This is a genomic window from Dyadobacter sp. HNCC25DJ183, assembly GCF_056895175.1.
In genome coordinates, this window is the sequence record NZ_JBXHAP010000007.1 from 1 (window position 1) to 15,574 (window position 15,574).

A 15,574-nucleotide genomic window follows, 5' to 3' on the forward strand; every position below is an offset into this window, starting at 1 on the left:
TGCGTTCGCCGAACATAACTTTCTTCTGTTTCCATATCGATGCGTTTTTTCTGTATCGATATTTCAGGACGAGACATTATTTCAAAAAAAGCGGCAGTCCCGAAACCATGAACACGGCCTTTTCAGCCTTTCCAGCAACATACTGATTGGCCCACCCCTGCAAGTCGGTAAACTTCCTGCCGACTTCTGTATCTGCATGCAACCCCATTCCGATCTCATTTGAAATGATTATAAATGTCCCTGGCATAGAGGCGAGCGCATCGATCTCAGCCTTAAAAGCTTGCAGCGCTGCTTCAATGTCCTGCTCATGCGCCATAAACAGGTTGGTCAGCCAGAGGGTCACGCAGTCGATCACCGCTACGCGGTGGTGCAGCGGCAGCAAATGAATGTGTTGCTCCTGCTCCATCAGCTCCCATTCCGTGCCGCGTTCGTTCCGGTGCAGCTGCACGCGGCGGGCAAAATCTTCGTCCCAGATCCTGGCCGTGGCTACATAAACGGGATTTTCGCTAAGCTGCAATGCCATTTGCTGCGCATAGCTGCTCTTCCCGCTCCTGGCTCCGCCACTTACGTAAATGATCATTTATTCGGCGCTTTTAAATCGTTTGTACAGGAAGAGCTGCCACTTTTCTTCGGCCACACCAGCCTTGTCCATTTCTGCCCGGGCCAATGTGAAAAACAGGTCGGACAGCCGGTTGATATAGGCAGGTATCGCCTCGTGCACTTCGTCGGTTTTGATCAGGGATACGAGCCGCCGCTCTCCCCGGCGCATTTGGGTACGCGCCACGTGACAAAGCGCCGAAACTTCATTTCCGCCCGGCAGCAGGAAGTAGTCCGAAGGTGAAGTCATTGCCGCTTCGAGCGCATCTATCCATTGTTCACAAAACTCCGCTCCGTCTACCGGCATCGGGTTTTTATTCTCCTTTTTCGCATCCGAAGGCCGCGCCAGGTGCGACATCATATCCATTAAATCTTTCTGGATCTTTTGCAGGTTACCCTGCCATTCATGCGTCTCACCCAGCTTCACGCGCAGCAGCCCGATCGTCGAATTGGCCTCATCGAGCGTCCCAATGCATTCCACGCGCACATCATCCTTAAATACCCGGCTCCCGCCAAATAATCCCGTAGTTCCCTTGTCTCCTTTTTTAGTGTAGATTTTCATGTTTTTTGCTGTTAGCTGTTGGCTATTAGCCAAAGTCTTCACTCCACCCTCCTATAATACCCCAGCTCCCTTCCAGGCAGTAGTTCCGGGTGGAGGATTTGGATGAGATCGGCTAGTATTTCGTGGGGGTTTACTGCGCCGGATTCCCAGTAATCATTGGCGCCCTGTTCGTTTGTTCTTTTGTTATAATTAAAAATTTGTCCTGACTTAAATGCCTTAAAATCAGCATAACGCGTGTCTTTTGCCAGGATCTGCTCCTTCTTTGTGATATTCCCTATACTCACATTCAGCCAGTAATCGGCCTGCAATGCAATGGGATATACTGCTTCAAAACTAAGCGGCAAACTGCCCGTGGCCTTCGTTCCCGACCAGTGGTAAGTAGCCCCCGCATCCTGCAAAAACTGACAGACATAACTGTTTCCATTGGGTACAAACCACGCATCCCGCGAGCTCATTCCTGTGACTACACTTGGCTTTACAGCTGCATTCCGGCCCATTGCGGCAAGCCGGTTATACTCCTTTTCCACGATCGCGAATCTTGCATTTACCTCGGCTTCCTTATTGAGCAGTGCGCCCATCAGCTTCACCCATTCAGCGCGGCCGAGCGGCGTGGTTTCCACCCATTCCGAATTGATCAGTACCGGGATACCCGCGGCCTGCAATGCTGCGTAATGGTTCATTTTGGATACTGGGCTTCCCGTCGCCATGATCAGGTCGGGGTGCATGGTGATCAGCTTTTCCTCGTTCAAGGCCTGGTCTTTTCCCACTTCCACGATCCGGCCCGCTTTAATTCGCTCAATCACGCGCGGCGACGATACATATTGTACATTCCCCAGCCCTACCAGCACATCCTCCGCTTCCAGGAATCCCGCCAGCCCGATGTGCATGGACGACATTGCCACAAGACTTCGTACCGGAATCTCTATCACCTGCGCCTCAGGATAAACTTTGGGCCGTTTTGAACCACGTGGTACCAGCAGGTAGGTGATCGTGTCAGCCGCTTTTTCAAACGGGCTGGCGATCTGGACCACCTTGAATGTTTTATGGTAGCTGATCCTGAAACCTTTTGCATATTTCACCTGCAATTCGCCTGAAAAGCGCTCATTTCCACCCCGGCGGATTTCATTTCTTTCGTAAAGCGAAGACGAGCTGCTACAGCCAAGCAGGAGCGAAAAAAGCAGGGAAGCAAGCAGGATGTTTTGTTTAAAATTCATTGATCAACATTTTTAATACAAACCTGACCCGCTCTTCAACTGTACCAAATGGAAGCGTAACGACATGATAGCCAGCCTCCTGATACACCTGACAAACAGCCTCATACAAAACCGCCGACTCTTCAAACGTCTGCCAGCGTTCGTCGTCATTGATATAGATCGCTTCCCAGGGCGGCGCGACAAAAACGGTGGGCGCATACCTCCATTGGCCCACAGCCGCCGAAAGTACCGGGCTTGATTCCAGGCCGCCCACCCGCAGGTAAGCCACAATATCGGGGATACCCCGGTCGAAAAAAGTAATCGCATTTGCATCAGCAGACCTGAAATCTGCCTCCATTCTGTCCAGACAAAGGGCTGCGAATGCATTCAGATCCAGCCAGGGCAAACAGGTACTTTGCAATGCAACCTGCTCGCGGATCAGCCCGCGTGATACTTCGGGCACCGTATTGAATCCTTGCTCCTGTAATGCATCCAGCAAGGTTGATTTGCCTGAACCAGGACCGCCTGTTATGATAATTGAGGGCATCAGTTAATTGTTAAATACATGATAATGCACACCAGCAGTATCATCGCAAAGCACACGAGATGATTGATCCGGCTTACATTTGCGATTTCGCAGGGAGCTATTTCGCGCTCCGTTTCACCTATGTAAGGTTTGTCGACGAGTACGTCGTGGTACGCATTCGGCCCACCGAAACGACAATTGAGAATGCCGGCAAGCGCTGCTTCCGGTAAGCCCGCATTGGGACTCTTATGTTTGTTCCCGAACCGGAGCATAAAGTCCAGTCCGCGCCAGCTTCCTGTAACGAATACCATTAAAAATGCGGTCAGCCTTGCAGGAATGAGGTTGGAAACATCATCAAGCCGGGCCGCGAACTTGCCGAATTGCTCGTAACGCGCATTCCGGTAGCCGATCATCGAGTCGAGCGTGTTTACCATTTTGTAAGCCATCATACCCGGCACACCTGCCACCAGATAGAAAAACAAGGGTGCTACCACGCCATCGCTGAGGTTTTCCGACATGGTTTCAAGTACCGCAATCCGTACTTGCTGCGCGGATAATCGGGAAGTATCCCGGCCCACAATACGCGAAAGCTGCATTCTGCCCGCCGCTACACCTTCCATTTCCAGCTTTTGAAATACCTCCCTACCCTCCCGGATCAGCGTTTTGTTGGCGAGCCCGTACCATACCAGCACACTGTTCAGCAGCAGATAGAGCCAGGGAATAGCCGCGGTGATTTTGTTTAAATACCAAAATGAAAGAAAGACTGAAACCACCAGCAATACAGTCAGCAGCATCCCCTTTACAAACCTGTAATTGCCGCTATTAAGCCTCTTTTCACCAAACGCGATCATATTACCAAACAGCTTTACGGGATGAGGCCAGCTTTCGGGATCGCCGAGCCACAGGTCCAGCATGTAGCCCGCGAGCAACGGGACAATCAGTAGTACAGCTTTTTCCATTCTTCCAATGCGTGAACGAGCAAGCTGTTTTTCTGCGAACTAAGTGTTGCCACCCGGAAGTGCTGACGTGTGAGCCCACGAAAATTTCCTGCGTCCCTTATCAGAATGCCGTGTTGATCGAGCAGGAACTGTTTGAGGTGCCCGGCGCTTCTTACCAGCGTTTTACATAGAAAAAAATGTGTCGCACTTTCGCTGGTTTCAATGGCTTCATTTGAGCTAAGCTGATTAAGAAAATCCAGTTTATCGGAAAGCAGCTGTTCCACAGGGGGTTTGATCTTGTCGTAATTATCAAAAATGAAATGGCCGGCTGCCTGCGCCAATGCATTCACAGTCCACGGCTGCTTGATACTCCTCAGCTGGGATACAAGCTCCTCCTGGCCGGCTATATAACCCAGCCGCAAGCCCGGAATCGCATAAGTCTTGGTCAGCGAGCGCAGGATGACCACATTCCGGAAAGTCTTCAAAAGACTGAATGCGCTTTCGACGCCTACAGTAAAATCGATGAATGCCTCGTCGATCACAAACAGACAGCCGGGGCTCCTTTTGATCCAGAACAGCAGGTCGGGAAAGATTTTTCCGGTAGGATTATTGGGATTGCAGATAAAAACCAGATCAGCGCGCAGCTGCGGCAGATCGAGGCCTTCTGACCAGGGCAAAAACCTCAGCTCGTGACCAAAAATGTGACACGCATCTTCATATTCGGAGAATGCAGGAGTGAGAATGGTAGTAGCACGCCCGGAAAACAGCTGGGCGATCAGATAAATGCTTTCGGTGGTCCCGTTATTCACCAGAATCTGTCCGCTTTGCAGTCCGTGGTGCGCGGCGATTTTCTCTGATAACCGCTCTGCGGTCACCTCGGGGTACCTATTCACTTCATTCCATTTATCCCACACAAACTCCTTCATTCCCGCAGGCTCGCCGCCATACCAGACATTCGTACTGAAATTAGCAACGATATCTTTCCCAAAAGTGTAACCATCATCTCCGTGTCCGCTCAACATCTTCTGCTAGTATTTAAGGGTATTGTAAATCTGGTACATATCCACATTAGCGCGGATCAAATCCGCAAGCTTATCGTATTGCTGCTCCTTGAATGCCTGAAAATCCAGTCGCTTATCCACGAGCTCCGGGGTATACTGACCCAGCAGGTGATCGATCACGTGATCATTGTCCAGGATACCGTGAATGTAAGTCCCCCAGGTTTTATGATCGAGGTAATAACCGTCTGTCCTGCCGTCTGCGAATGTCACAACAGGCGACGGTGTACCTTTCACTTCGGTAGTTCCCATATGAATCTCATACCCGGTTGCGGGGTGTCCATTTTGAGAAAAGGTAAACCGGCATTGCAGCGTTGTTTTTTCTTTTTGTAAAATGGTAGATACCGGTAAAATGCCGAGCCCGGGAATGCTTTCAAGGCTGCCTTCTACGTGAAAAGGATCTTCAATACTTGTTCCGAGCATCTGATAGCCGCCGCAAATGCCTACTACCGTTTTCCCTGCTTTATGCGCAGCCACAATCGCTTTCGCCATTCCGTTATTCTTGATCACGAGCAGATCAGCGATCGTATTCTTGCTTCCGGGGACGATGATAATGGATGCTTTTTCCAATTCGGCCGGATCCTGGGTGTAGAACAAATGGACGCGCGGGTCATTTTCGAGGCGGTCGAAGTCGGTAAAATTGGAGAGTCGCCGGAGGAGTACCACGGCGATATTGATCTTTCCCTGCGCTGCATTGCGGAACTTGGATTCAAGTGAGACCGAATCTTCCTGTTCCAGGTAGATGTCGCGAAAGTAAGGCAAAATGCCGGTGACGGGCAGCTCGGTCAGATCTTCAAGCATCCGTTTTCCGTCTTCAAACAGTCTGGTATCCCCGCGGAATTTATTAATGATAATGCCCTTCATACAGGCACGTTCTTCCTTTGTCAGAAGTGCGATTGTCCCGTAGACGCTCCCGAAAATCCCACCTTTATCAATGTCCCCGACCAGGTAAGTAGCAGCGCCGGCGTGGGCTGCCATGCGAAGGTTGGTGATATCCCGGTGTTTCAGGTTCAGCTCGGAAATACTGCCCGCGCCTTCCATGACAACCGGTGAATATTTAACCGAAAGCCTGTCGAAAGCAGCTTTTGCAGAAGTAAAAAGCGCCTGCTTGTCATTGGCCATAAAGTACTCGTAAGCAGACTGGTTACCAATGGATTTTCCATTCAAAATCACCTGCGAAGACTTGTCGCTCGTAGGTTTCAGTAGCACCGGGTTCATATCCGACTGACACGGGATACCAGCTGACTCAGCCTGCATCACCTGCGCCCGGCCCATTTCAAGTCCGTCCGCAGTTACGTAGCTGTTGAGCGACATATTTTGCGCTTTAAATGGAGCGGGATGAAAACCATCCTGTCTGAAAATTCGGCAAAATCCAGCTGCTATGGCGCTTTTACCCACATCGGAGCCAGTGCCGGCAAACATGATCGGGCGCAATCGTGTGATTATCGACATAGTATAAATTCAGTCCAGAAAGCGCTATTCAGCATTTACATTATCTTTTTACAAAACAAAAAACCACTACCCAATGGACATTAGCCAAGACGCCCGGTAACCGACGCCGTAATTCCTTCCCGCGACAGATCATCCAGCGCCACGCATTCTGCACCAAGTGCCTGCGCCAGCTCAGCCGCGCGACCAAAACGGAGGTATCCTTTTTCTGTATCGAGTACCAGAGAAGTAATGTTCAGACCGGCGATCTGCGTGGCTAGCTGCATGGTTTGCAGCCACGGATCACCACCGCCCGCGAGTGGCACATTGGCTTTTCCATCACTTAAAATGACGAGAAAGGGTTTGATCCCCGGTCTGCTTTTATAGGAATCCAGCAGTTCCCGCGCCAGCTGCAGAGCATGTGCAAGCGGCGTGCGGCCACCGGTTGGAAGCGACTGCATAGCCAGCCCCGCGCGCTCCGTGCTGGCGGTAGGTTCCAGCAAAATTTCCGCCTTTAATCCACGGAAAGAGATCACACCAACGATGTCACGCTTTTGGTAAGCATCTTCCAGCAAAGTCAGCACACTTCCCTTCACCGCCTCCATTCGCTTCCCGGCCGACATGGAACCGGAAGCATCCACAACAAAAAGGATCAGATGCCCGGCCCGGCCGTTTTTCACTTTCCTGTGCAAATCCTCCCGCGAAAGCGCAATGCGATCGGGATCACGCGAAACGGCATGCATTACACTTGCAGTCACCGCAATATCTTTTGCAAAAACATCCTTTTCCGTCCGCACCAGCATTCCTTTAACAGTATCCCAGGCCCGGCTCCTCCGTCCACCAGAAATCTCCGGAACCACCACAGCCGCCTCCGACTTCAATTGAACATTCCCCAAAACCGCCACCCCAAAAACCTCCTCATTACCACCCCCCGCCCCCTCGCCCTTGCCCAAAAAATCCAAATCCCCAAGCCCAGCCGCAAGTCCGGGCGCAGCCGCAGGCCCAGGCTCAGCCGAAGGCCCAGGCTCAGCCGCAAGCTCAGGCGAAGCCGCAGGCGCAAGCTCAGGCTCAGCCGAAGGCGCAAGCCCAGGCGCAAAATCCATTGCCCCGGGATTCATCCCGGGGACCTTAGATGATCTGTGAATGAGGACAAGCTGGGCAGCTTGTTTAATATCATCGGCAATGACAGCGGATCTTCCCGCCCAGGCGGCCAGCGTAACCGCCGTTTTATACATCACAATATCCGCCCGCAAGCTCGCGACAGCCCATTCTATACAAAGCTGACTGATCAGCGTGAGCAAACCATCGGGCATTTGTACAGTCGGCAGCAACAACTGAGCACGGTATATCCTTTCCTGTAAAGCCAGCTGAGACACGCGCCATTTCTCTTCGAAAGCCGCCGAATCCGCTTCAAACTGCATTCTCCTCCTGACCACCTCTGTCCTTTCTGCAATATCCTGCGGCGGGGCAACCTCCACCATTAGTCCAAACCGATCCAGGAACTGCGGCCTGAGATTACCCTCTTCGGGGTTCATGGTACCAATGAGCACAAACCGGGCTGGGTGACTCGCCGACAAGCCTTCGCGTTCAATGGTATTGATGCCGGATGCAGCCACGTCAAGGAGCACATCGACCAGATGATCGGCGAGTAAATTCACTTCGTCGATGTACAAAATACCCCTGTGCGCGGCCGCCAGCAGTCCGGGTTGCAACTTTCGCTTCTTTTCTGACAGGATCGCTTCCAGATCGAGGCTGCCTATCAGCCGGTCTTCCGAAGCGCCGAGGGGAAGATCCACAAATGGCGGAGCGATCTTCTCGTGATCTTTTTCAGCTAGTTGATTATTGTCAGATTGTTCCGTTTCAATGGAGTTAAATATTGGATCAGGCTCCCGTTTTACCAGCGGCATTACAGCTGACAAGCCGCGCGCAGCAGTTGTTTTGGCGGTACCCTTTTCACCCTTGATCAACACGCCGCCGATAGCAGGGTTAACCGCACAGAGCAGCAGCGCCTGCTTCAACTTTTCTTGTCCCACAATGGCGGAAAACGGATAATAATGCATGGCTGTGTTCAAATTCATGTATTTCAAATGCGCCTATTCGCTCCTGGTTTCAACGAGTTCTTCGCTTTTCAGGTAAAGCGCTTTCAAACTTTCCAATGCTTCCGGCGAAGGGTTGGCCCACATACCTCTTTGGGCCGCTTCCAGCAGCCGCTCCGAAATCGCGTGCAGCGCCCAGGGATTACTCTCTTCAAAAAACTGCTGCATGGAAGAATCAAGCGCGTAAGTCTCTGTTACCTTTTCGTACATCCAGTCGTCGACTACCTTGGCAGTCGCATCGTACCCGAAAAGGTAATCGACCGTGGCGGTAAGTTCGAGACCGCCTTTGTAACCGTGCTTTTTGATGCTGTCGATCCACTTCGGGTTGACCACGCGCGAGCGGAATACGCGCAAAGTTTCTTCTTTCAGGTCGCGCACGATGGGCTTACCGGGATTTTGAGAATCGCCGAAGTAATGCCTCGGTTGCTGGCCTGTGAGGTTTCTGATGGTAGCGATCATCCCGCCGTGAAATTGCAGGTAATCGTCACTGTCGAAAATATCGTGCTCCCGGTTATCCTGGTTATGCAAAGCGATTTCAACGCCCGCGAGCTGGTTTTTGAACTCGCTTCTTGCATCCACACCCTGCGCATTTCTGGAATAGGCATACCCGCCCCAGTTCACATAAGCATGCGCGAAATCCGCGTCCGAATGCCAGTTCTTCTCATCGATCAATGGCAATATACCCGCACCGTAAGTGCCCGGCGCCGCGCCGAAAACGCGGTATGCTGCACGGGCTTCGGCTTCTTCGGGAGAGAGTTCCTGGTTTTTATGTAATTCGGCAAGATCTTTCAGGTAGTGACTGCGGACGAAATTCTGGTCGAGAGGCTCGTCACTGGCAATCACGAGCTGCACAGCCTCATCGAGCAGCTCTATCAAATGCGGGAATGCATCACGGAAAAAGCCGCTGATGCGGGTAGTTACATCGATACGCGGACGGCCCAGTTCCACAAGCGGGATAAGCTCCACACCGGTAATGCGCCGGCTCTCCGACTGCCAGAGCGGACGCACGCCGAACAATGCAAGAACTTCCGCTACATCATCCCCGTGCGTCCGCATGGCGCTCGTACCCCAGATACTGATCCCCACACTCTCGGGATAGCGGCCTGTCTCTTTCAAATGGCGCTCCAAAACCTCCCGCGCAAGCTGCTGACCAACTTCCCAGGCGGCCTTGGAAGGCAATACCCGCGGATCAACTGCATAGAAATTGCGGCCAGTGGGCAGGATATGCGCCATTCCCCGCGTAGGAGCACCGCTTGGGCCAGCAGGAATATATCCTCCTGAAAGTCCGTGCAGCAGGTTTGTTATTTCTTCATCTGTTTTGGCAAGATTAGGGACAAGTTCCACGCAGGCAAATTCCAGAATGCGCTTGAAACCTGCTAATTCAGGTTTTTCAGGAACAAAGTCCATCGTTTCAAAAATGGCCTGATCCACCGATTTTACATCAAAACCATAACTTCCCAGCAGGCTGAACAAATGGTTGCTCAGTTCATCAATGGCATCCAATGCATCCGCGCCTGTCACAATCTGCCTGCCGGCAAGCGACTGCAATGCATGGGGTACCTGCTGTAAACGTTCGCCTTTTCTGGTCAGAATTGCGTCGGTATCCAGACCGAAAATCCGCATCATTTCGGATTGCAGGCCCGGTATGTTCGCGTTGGGAAGGCGGGTGAGCGATTGCAGCATATCTGTCAGCGCCTGTCCCGCGGGCATTTCACCCAGCGTATGCAGTCCATTCCTGATCTGCGCGGCACCCAGCTCGCAGAGGTAACCGTCTATATCTTCGATCAAGTGCGCAATATCTTTTCCGTCCATTTCGGTAAGACTTACCGGCACCCCTTCCGGCGTCATCTCGTCGTCCCAATCGTGCTTGTGATCGCCGTGGTCGCGGCTTAGCATCGCGGCGAGATCAGCATCCAGGTTTGTTTGTCTGATCAGATCCCAGATCTGCCTTTGCAGCAGCGGCAGCTTCGCCGGATCAAGACTTTCCACCTGATAGTATTCATCCACCAGTTGAGTCAGTTCCGCCAGCTCGCCATAGCTGTCAGCCGAGGTCATAGGCGGTGTAAGGTGATCGACTACTACGGCATGCGCACGGCGTTTGGCCTGCGAACCTTCGCCCGGGTCATTGATGATAAATGGATAAAACAGCGGCAAATCGCCCAGGATAGCATCAGGAAAACAGTTTTCTGATAAACCGATCCCTTTACCCGGCAGCCACTCCAATGTACCATGCTTGCCTACATGCACGATTGCATCCGCTCGCCATTCGTCGCGGAGCCAGCGGTACAATGCATAATAATGGTGTGTCGGGGGCAGGTCGGGCTGGTGATAAATGGCATCTGGATCCATTCCGTAGCCTCTCGGCGGCTGCAAGGCCACAAATGCATTCCCAAGTTCAAGTCCGGCGAGGGCAATGTGCCCGTTGTGTACGTAGGTTTCACCGGGAGGCGGCCCCCATTGTTTGGTCATTTTATCACGTATCAAAGGCGGCAATTCCTCAAACCAGCCTTGATATTGCGCCGCTGCAACGCGCCCGGCTGCATTGCCCAGCTGCGCAGGTGTAAGATAATTTTCATCGTAAGAACAGCGATCTATCAAACTGTGGATCAGCTCGTCGCCTGTTGCAGGAAGGTTTTGGATCCGGTATCCTTCTGCCTGCATGGCGTGCAGAATATGCATCAGAGAGGCCGGCGCATCAAGTCCAACCGCATTTCCTACCTGTGAGGCTTTTGTATTGGAGTTTGTGAAAATGAAGGCAACCTTTTTGTCCTGATTAGGTAAATGTTTCAGTCTTGCGAAACGAAGGGCGAGACCGGTAACCCTGTCGACGCGCTCGGCCAGTGGCTCGTAGCCTTTTGTCTCCTTGCCTTTTTCTTTGAAAGATACAGGTACCGTAATAATACGACCGTCAAATTCGGGTATAGCCACATTCATCGCGGTATCCAGCGGGTTCAGTCCCCGCGCCGACGATTCCCAGGGACCACGCGCCATTCCGCTGGTTATGGCCTGCAAAACAGGAACATCCAGTGAAGTAAGCGCAGCCACAGGTTTGCTGATCGTGCCCGCAGGCTGAATATCTGTAATTGCAAATGAGATCGTATTAATCAAAACATCCACACGCACAGGCGCTTCAAAGAACCGGAATGCAGCCGGCTTGCCGCTCGCCGCATCGGTGGATTTCAGGGAAGATGTAAAAACAGGCAATGCATTCAGCCCGCGTTCTTCCAGCGACGTTATCATCGCGTCAACAAAAGCGGTATTCCCGCTGATCCAATGGGCGCGGTAGAATGTAATAGCCACGGTCGCACGCGATGGATTGTGCCATTTCAGCCAGTCAGCTATATCTGCATTTTCGGGCAGGTCGGGGTGATAGATGCCGTGCTCAGGCAATGCAGCTGCCGGCTCGGCGCCAAAGCCGGTCATTAGTAAATGGTCCGACAGATAAAACAGCAGAGAAGCCAGGTTGTTGTATCCTCCGGCTTGCAGGTAGCTCAATGTATCTTGCAAAATCGCAGGAGACACCGTGGACACTGCTGCGAATTCGGGATTCAATTCACCTGTCCCGCTTACCACGATCAGGTGTTGCTGCCGTTGCCTGGCCAGGTTCACCAGCTCGCTAAAGCCCGGGATACTGCTCAACCTGCCGTGAATGCGGATCACGATAATTTTGGCTTCAGCAATTTCCCTTTCCAGCAGCTGCGCCATTTGCTCCTCGCTTTTAATACTCATTAAACTCATTCCCGACGTTTTGGGAAACTCATCAGGCAGCAACTCCATAGCCCGGCTGAGCGCCAACAGGTCGGTATCGGCGTGAGTAAGGAATACAATTCCTTCTGTTGGCAGAGCGGTCTGTCCGGACAAAGTCGCATTTTCAGATCCTTTCCAGGTATAAAATTGAAAAACATACTCAGCCAGGTCTGCCGGCGGCACGAGGTACCTGTCCGCTTTGACCATGCTCTCTATATAATCGAAAATCGCGACGATCTGCCAGTCGTTATTGATCGAGTGAAACCATACTGAATGCCCGTCAAAAAGCAGGGTAACCACATTGGCGAGTGTACACGGGCCCAGGCAGCCGCCTTTGGTCAGGTGCACTGTATTCCGCAGCTTTCGTTTCAGCCACTCGCTCTTGTAAAGCTCGACGGGTATAGCTGCATAGCCACGGTCAACCCGGCCGCAGCAGCAGGCATTATAGCAGTAGGACAAATGTCCCCTGCGCTGCACCAGGTTTATGGATTTTCCATCAGAGCGCGTGACACGCTGGCGTTTGTGCTGGATCATGTTTTGGCTATCGGCTGTTGGCTGTCGGCTGTCGGCTTTTTGATATTAGATTTTCTAAAAAGCTTTGGGTTTCGCCCCAGTAGATGTGCATGTAGGTGCCGAAGGTGTTGTTTTTCCGGTAGAGCTTTGTATCTGTTTCAATGCCTATTGCATTCGTAATCAGCGCATTGCCGGCGGTCAAGCTATTGTTTGTAAATCCGGAATAATGGAATTCGTGGCCGTTGAACTGCACCCCGTCCCAGTTTCCGGTGCGGTAACCCAGTACCATTTTGGAATGCAGCATACTGGTGCTGCATGGGAGCGCACCTGCCATTTCAAATGTGTCGCCCTGCGCATTCGTAAGCTGCTCGCCGAGGTACATCAGTCCGCCGCATTCGGCGAAGGCCAGACCGCCCTCGTCACAGTAAGCTTTGATACTCGCCCGCATTGATTCGTTTTCGCTCAGCTCTGCCGCATGCAACTCGGGGTAGCCGCCCGGGATATAGAGGAAATCCGTTTCGGGAAGTACGTGATCGTGAATCGGACTGAACCAGGTAATATGACCTAAACCGGCCAGTGCTTCAATATTTTGATGGTAAGTAAAAGTGAATGCCTCATCGCGGGCAATGGCAATTTTCAACCTGCTGGCTGGTTCTTTTGCTGACCCAACGGGGCTGCTTTCACCGGGGTTAATGTTACCCCTTGTCAATTCCAGCAGCCGGTCCAGGTTCACTGTCTGCTCCACCAAGTGAGCTGCACTTTCAATGATCTGCTCATAGTCTGTTTCCGCGGAAATATGCAAGCCCAGGTGTCGCGACGGGATTGCCAGTGCACTGTTTTTAGACAAATAACCAAGCGCCTCAACGCCTGCATCTGCACAGGCATCCTGCAAAAAACGGTAATGCGACTCTGTCCCGACAAAGTTGAAAATCACTCCCGCGATGGAGATATGTTGGTAAAAGTTTTTGAATCCGTACAACAAAGCCGCAGCCGAATACGCCATTGACCTGGCGTCAACTACCAAAACAACCGGGATACCCAGCAATTCTGCAATTGCCGCGCTGCTGCCGTCCATTTTCTGAGCGCCATCAAAAAGTCCCATCACACCCTCGGTCACCGATACATCGGATTGAGCCGAATACTTTGCATAAAGGGCCTGCACGTGCGCATTGGAGGACATGAATGTATCGAGGTTGATACTCTGGCTCCCCGCTGCCTCGGTGTGGTGAATGGGATCAATATAATCAGGTCCGCACTTGAAAGGCTGTACTTTCAGGTTGCGTCTGGTAAGCGCGCGCAGTAAACCCAGCGTGAGGGTCGTCTTACCCGAGTTGCTCGCCGGGGCAGAAATAAGAAAATGAGACTGGGTCATTGGTTCTGCTGCTAACGCCACTCCTATCCGGCTGTACACGCATTCGTGTCCATTCGTGCATTCGTGGCAAACAAAAATGTTGAGAGCCCTAGCTAAATCTCACAATGCAATCGGCAGAAAAAAAGAAAAGACAGGAAGAATGGATTAAGAAGAAAACCCAATGGAGAGTACAGGGCATTAACCCTGAAACGCAATATCCAGATCAGACTAGCTTCATTCCGCGAAAGCATTGTCAACAAAGAAAAGGCAGGTTTTCTGACTCGTAACGTTACAAATTTCGAACGTTACTTACAGTTGCGCGACAGCTCGTGATTCTCACACGATTCCCCTATTAATTCACTGGTTAGTAAAACCTTTCCTGTTGGAAAAAGATAGCAAAGAACTTGTTTGTGGCAAATGTAGCACGATTTTGCAGAAATCCCGGAAGGCAGCGCGGCAGAGGGACATTTTTTATCAGGCAGGAAATTTTTGCTTCACGGCATTCAAAAAGATATAGCTTTGCGGCTCATTTGGTTCACGCCGCTGGTGTGATTAAAAGGGAATCCGGTGTAAATCCGGAGCAGTACCCGCTGCTGTAAGTTCACAAAAAAGGAGCTAACAATTTGCCACTGGAAGAGGAATTTTGAATGTTGAATGAGTGAATAAACCCTTCGCTCATTCACTCATTAATCATTCACTATACTTCCGGGAAGGCGTTAGCTACTGAACGAGTCAGAAGACCTGCCATTCGAAAATATCCGTTTTGCTTTCGGGAAGAAAGGCGAGAGGATTTTGGCAGGCGGTATTTCGTCGTGCCTTCTTCCCTGTTTTCCCTGTTCCAATCCGGATAAAATCAGTCAGCCTGCGCTTGCAGGGTTAAATTTTATTCGATGATCAATTTCCTGCTTATTGACTCCCTGCTGCTCGGTGTGCAGCATTCCTTCGAACCCGACCACATGGCGGCAGTCTCAGTACTGGCTACCGATGAAAAACGCAGTCCCGGCCAGCGCTGGAAACTGATCTGGCGATCGTCGCATTGGTCTTTGGGACATTCTTTTACCCTCATCCTCTTCGCAGTGCTGGTACTGCTGCTCAAATCCACCTTTTCGCTGGAAGTCTCCGGCAAAGTTGAGCTGCTCGTCGGACCGCTGATGATCTGGCTGGGCATTGTGGCAGTGATGCGGAATTTCAGAAGCTCCTCTGCCCCGCCTGTTGTCCATTCTCAAAAGTTCAGCCGCTCTTTTTGGGTAGGTATGGTGCACGGACTGGCTGGTACAGGCGGTGCCTGCGCAGTGGCATTGACGCTCGCCGCAAGTGACGCCCGCACGGCAGTCTGGATCATCGTCATTCAAAGTCTGGGCATTATCCTGTCCATGTCCGCCTACGGCTACTTTTTCGCATTCTCAATCAGCAAATTCGTCTCCCACCGCGAAACCTTCCTGCGCCTCGTCAACTACCTGGTAGGTACATTCTCCATCATTATCGGAGCGATCACACTGGCGGGTTCGCTGTAATTGTAGTAGCTGTATTCTTTTGATTTTCTAAGTTAATTTTTTTTAAATGAG

11 protein-coding genes and 2 riboswitches are annotated in these 15,574 nt (G+C 51.7%); of the genes, 1 reads left to right on the forward strand and 10 read right to left on the reverse strand.

All coding sequences use genetic code 11. The features are described 5' to 3' along the window. Positions 1 to 76: 76 nt before the first annotated feature. From AC1XTG_RS17835 to AC1XTG_RS17880, 10 genes are all read right to left on the reverse strand, one after another. Positions 77 to 580, reverse strand: a complete 504-nt coding sequence (locus AC1XTG_RS17835; protein ID WP_484842878.1) for a bifunctional adenosylcobinamide kinase/adenosylcobinamide-phosphate guanylyltransferase — start codon at positions 578 to 580, stop codon at positions 77 to 79. Further along, positions 581 to 1,159, reverse strand: a complete 579-nt coding sequence (locus AC1XTG_RS17840) for a cob(I)yrinic acid a,c-diamide adenosyltransferase (protein ID WP_056284544.1) — start codon at positions 1,157 to 1,159, stop codon at positions 581 to 583. Between the two features lie 38 nt (positions 1,160 to 1,197). After that, entirely contained in the window at positions 1,198 to 2,373 is a 1,176-nt protein-coding gene (locus AC1XTG_RS17845; protein WP_484842879.1) for an ABC transporter substrate-binding protein, read from the reverse strand. Continuing rightward, on the reverse strand, positions 2,363 to 2,899 hold the full coding sequence (locus tag AC1XTG_RS17850) for an AAA family ATPase (RefSeq protein ID WP_056284548.1): 537 nt from the start codon (positions 2,897 to 2,899) through the stop codon (positions 2,363 to 2,365). Before AC1XTG_RS17850 ends, AC1XTG_RS17845 begins: the two co-directional genes overlap by 11 nt. Next, on the reverse strand, positions 2,899 to 3,837 hold the full coding sequence (gene cbiB / locus AC1XTG_RS17855) for an adenosylcobinamide-phosphate synthase CbiB (protein ID WP_484842880.1): 939 nt from the start codon (positions 3,835 to 3,837) through the stop codon (positions 2,899 to 2,901). Before cbiB ends, AC1XTG_RS17850 begins: the two co-directional genes overlap by 1 nt. After that, complete coding sequence (locus AC1XTG_RS17860; protein ID WP_484842881.1) at positions 3,816 to 4,838, reverse strand: pyridoxal phosphate-dependent aminotransferase; 1,023 nt, start codon at positions 4,836 to 4,838, stop codon at positions 3,816 to 3,818. Before AC1XTG_RS17860 ends, cbiB begins: the two co-directional genes overlap by 22 nt. A 6-nt stretch (positions 4,839 to 4,844) precedes the next feature. Continuing rightward, complete coding sequence (locus tag AC1XTG_RS17865; RefSeq protein ID WP_484842882.1) at positions 4,845 to 6,326, reverse strand: cobyric acid synthase; 1,482 nt, start codon at positions 6,324 to 6,326, stop codon at positions 4,845 to 4,847. A gap of 80 nt (positions 6,327 to 6,406) precedes the next feature. After that, positions 6,407 to 8,380: a magnesium chelatase subunit D family protein gene (locus tag AC1XTG_RS17870; protein WP_484842883.1), complete on the reverse strand. Its 1,974-nt coding sequence runs from the start codon at positions 8,378 to 8,380 to the stop codon at positions 6,407 to 6,409. A gap of 15 nt (positions 8,381 to 8,395) precedes the next feature. Next, positions 8,396 to 12,679, reverse strand: coding sequence for a cobaltochelatase subunit CobN (gene cobN, locus AC1XTG_RS17875; protein WP_484842884.1), 4,284 nt, complete (start codon positions 12,677 to 12,679; stop codon positions 8,396 to 8,398). 7 nt (positions 12,680 to 12,686) lie between these two features. Further along, complete coding sequence (locus tag AC1XTG_RS17880; RefSeq protein WP_484842885.1) at positions 12,687 to 14,030, reverse strand: cobyrinic acid a,c-diamide synthase CobB; 1,344 nt, start codon at positions 14,028 to 14,030, stop codon at positions 12,687 to 12,689. Positions 14,031 to 14,258: 228 nt separating this feature from the next. Further along, positions 14,259 to 14,402: riboswitch (cobalamin riboswitch) on the reverse strand. 121 nt (positions 14,403 to 14,523) lie between these two features. Beyond that, positions 14,524 to 14,772, forward strand: a riboswitch (cobalamin riboswitch). Between the two features lie 127 nt (positions 14,773 to 14,899). Here AC1XTG_RS17880 and AC1XTG_RS17885 point away from each other — a divergent pair. Further along, entirely contained in the window at positions 14,900 to 15,523 is a 624-nt protein-coding gene (locus AC1XTG_RS17885) for a hypothetical protein (protein ID WP_484842886.1), read from the forward strand. Positions 15,524 to 15,574: the final 51 nt, after the last annotated feature.

What these genes read in the sequence shown, in the direction of transcription:
- AC1XTG_RS17835 (WP_484842878.1), bottom strand. Translation starts at nt 580, where the DNA reads ATGATCATTTACGTAAGTGGCGGAGCCAGGAGCGGGAAGAGCAGCTAT.
- AC1XTG_RS17840 (WP_056284544.1), bottom strand. Translation starts at nt 1,159, where the DNA reads ATGAAAATCTACACTAAAAAAGGAGACAAGGGAACTACGGGATTATTT.
- AC1XTG_RS17845 (WP_484842879.1), bottom strand. Translation starts at nt 2,373, where the DNA reads ATGAATTTTAAACAAAACATCCTGCTTGCTTCCCTGCTTTTTTCGCTC.
- AC1XTG_RS17850 (WP_056284548.1), bottom strand. Translation starts at nt 2,899, where the DNA reads ATGCCCTCAATTATCATAACAGGCGGTCCTGGTTCAGGCAAATCAACC.
- cbiB (WP_484842880.1), bottom strand. Translation starts at nt 3,837, where the DNA reads ATGGAAAAAGCTGTACTACTGATTGTCCCGTTGCTCGCGGGCTACATG.
- AC1XTG_RS17860 (WP_484842881.1), bottom strand. Translation starts at nt 4,838, where the DNA reads ATGTTGAGCGGACACGGAGATGATGGTTACACTTTTGGGAAAGATATC.
- AC1XTG_RS17865 (WP_484842882.1), bottom strand. Translation starts at nt 6,326, where the DNA reads ATGTCGATAATCACACGATTGCGCCCGATCATGTTTGCCGGCACTGGC.
- AC1XTG_RS17870 (WP_484842883.1), bottom strand. Translation starts at nt 8,380, where the DNA reads ATGAATTTGAACACAGCCATGCATTATTATCCGTTTTCCGCCATTGTG.
- cobN (WP_484842884.1), bottom strand. Translation starts at nt 12,679, where the DNA reads ATGATCCAGCACAAACGCCAGCGTGTCACGCGCTCTGATGGAAAATCC.
- AC1XTG_RS17880 (WP_484842885.1), bottom strand. Translation starts at nt 14,030, where the DNA reads ATGACCCAGTCTCATTTTCTTATTTCTGCCCCGGCGAGCAACTCGGGT.
- AC1XTG_RS17885 (WP_484842886.1), top strand. Translation starts at nt 14,900, where the DNA reads ATGATCAATTTCCTGCTTATTGACTCCCTGCTGCTCGGTGTGCAGCAT.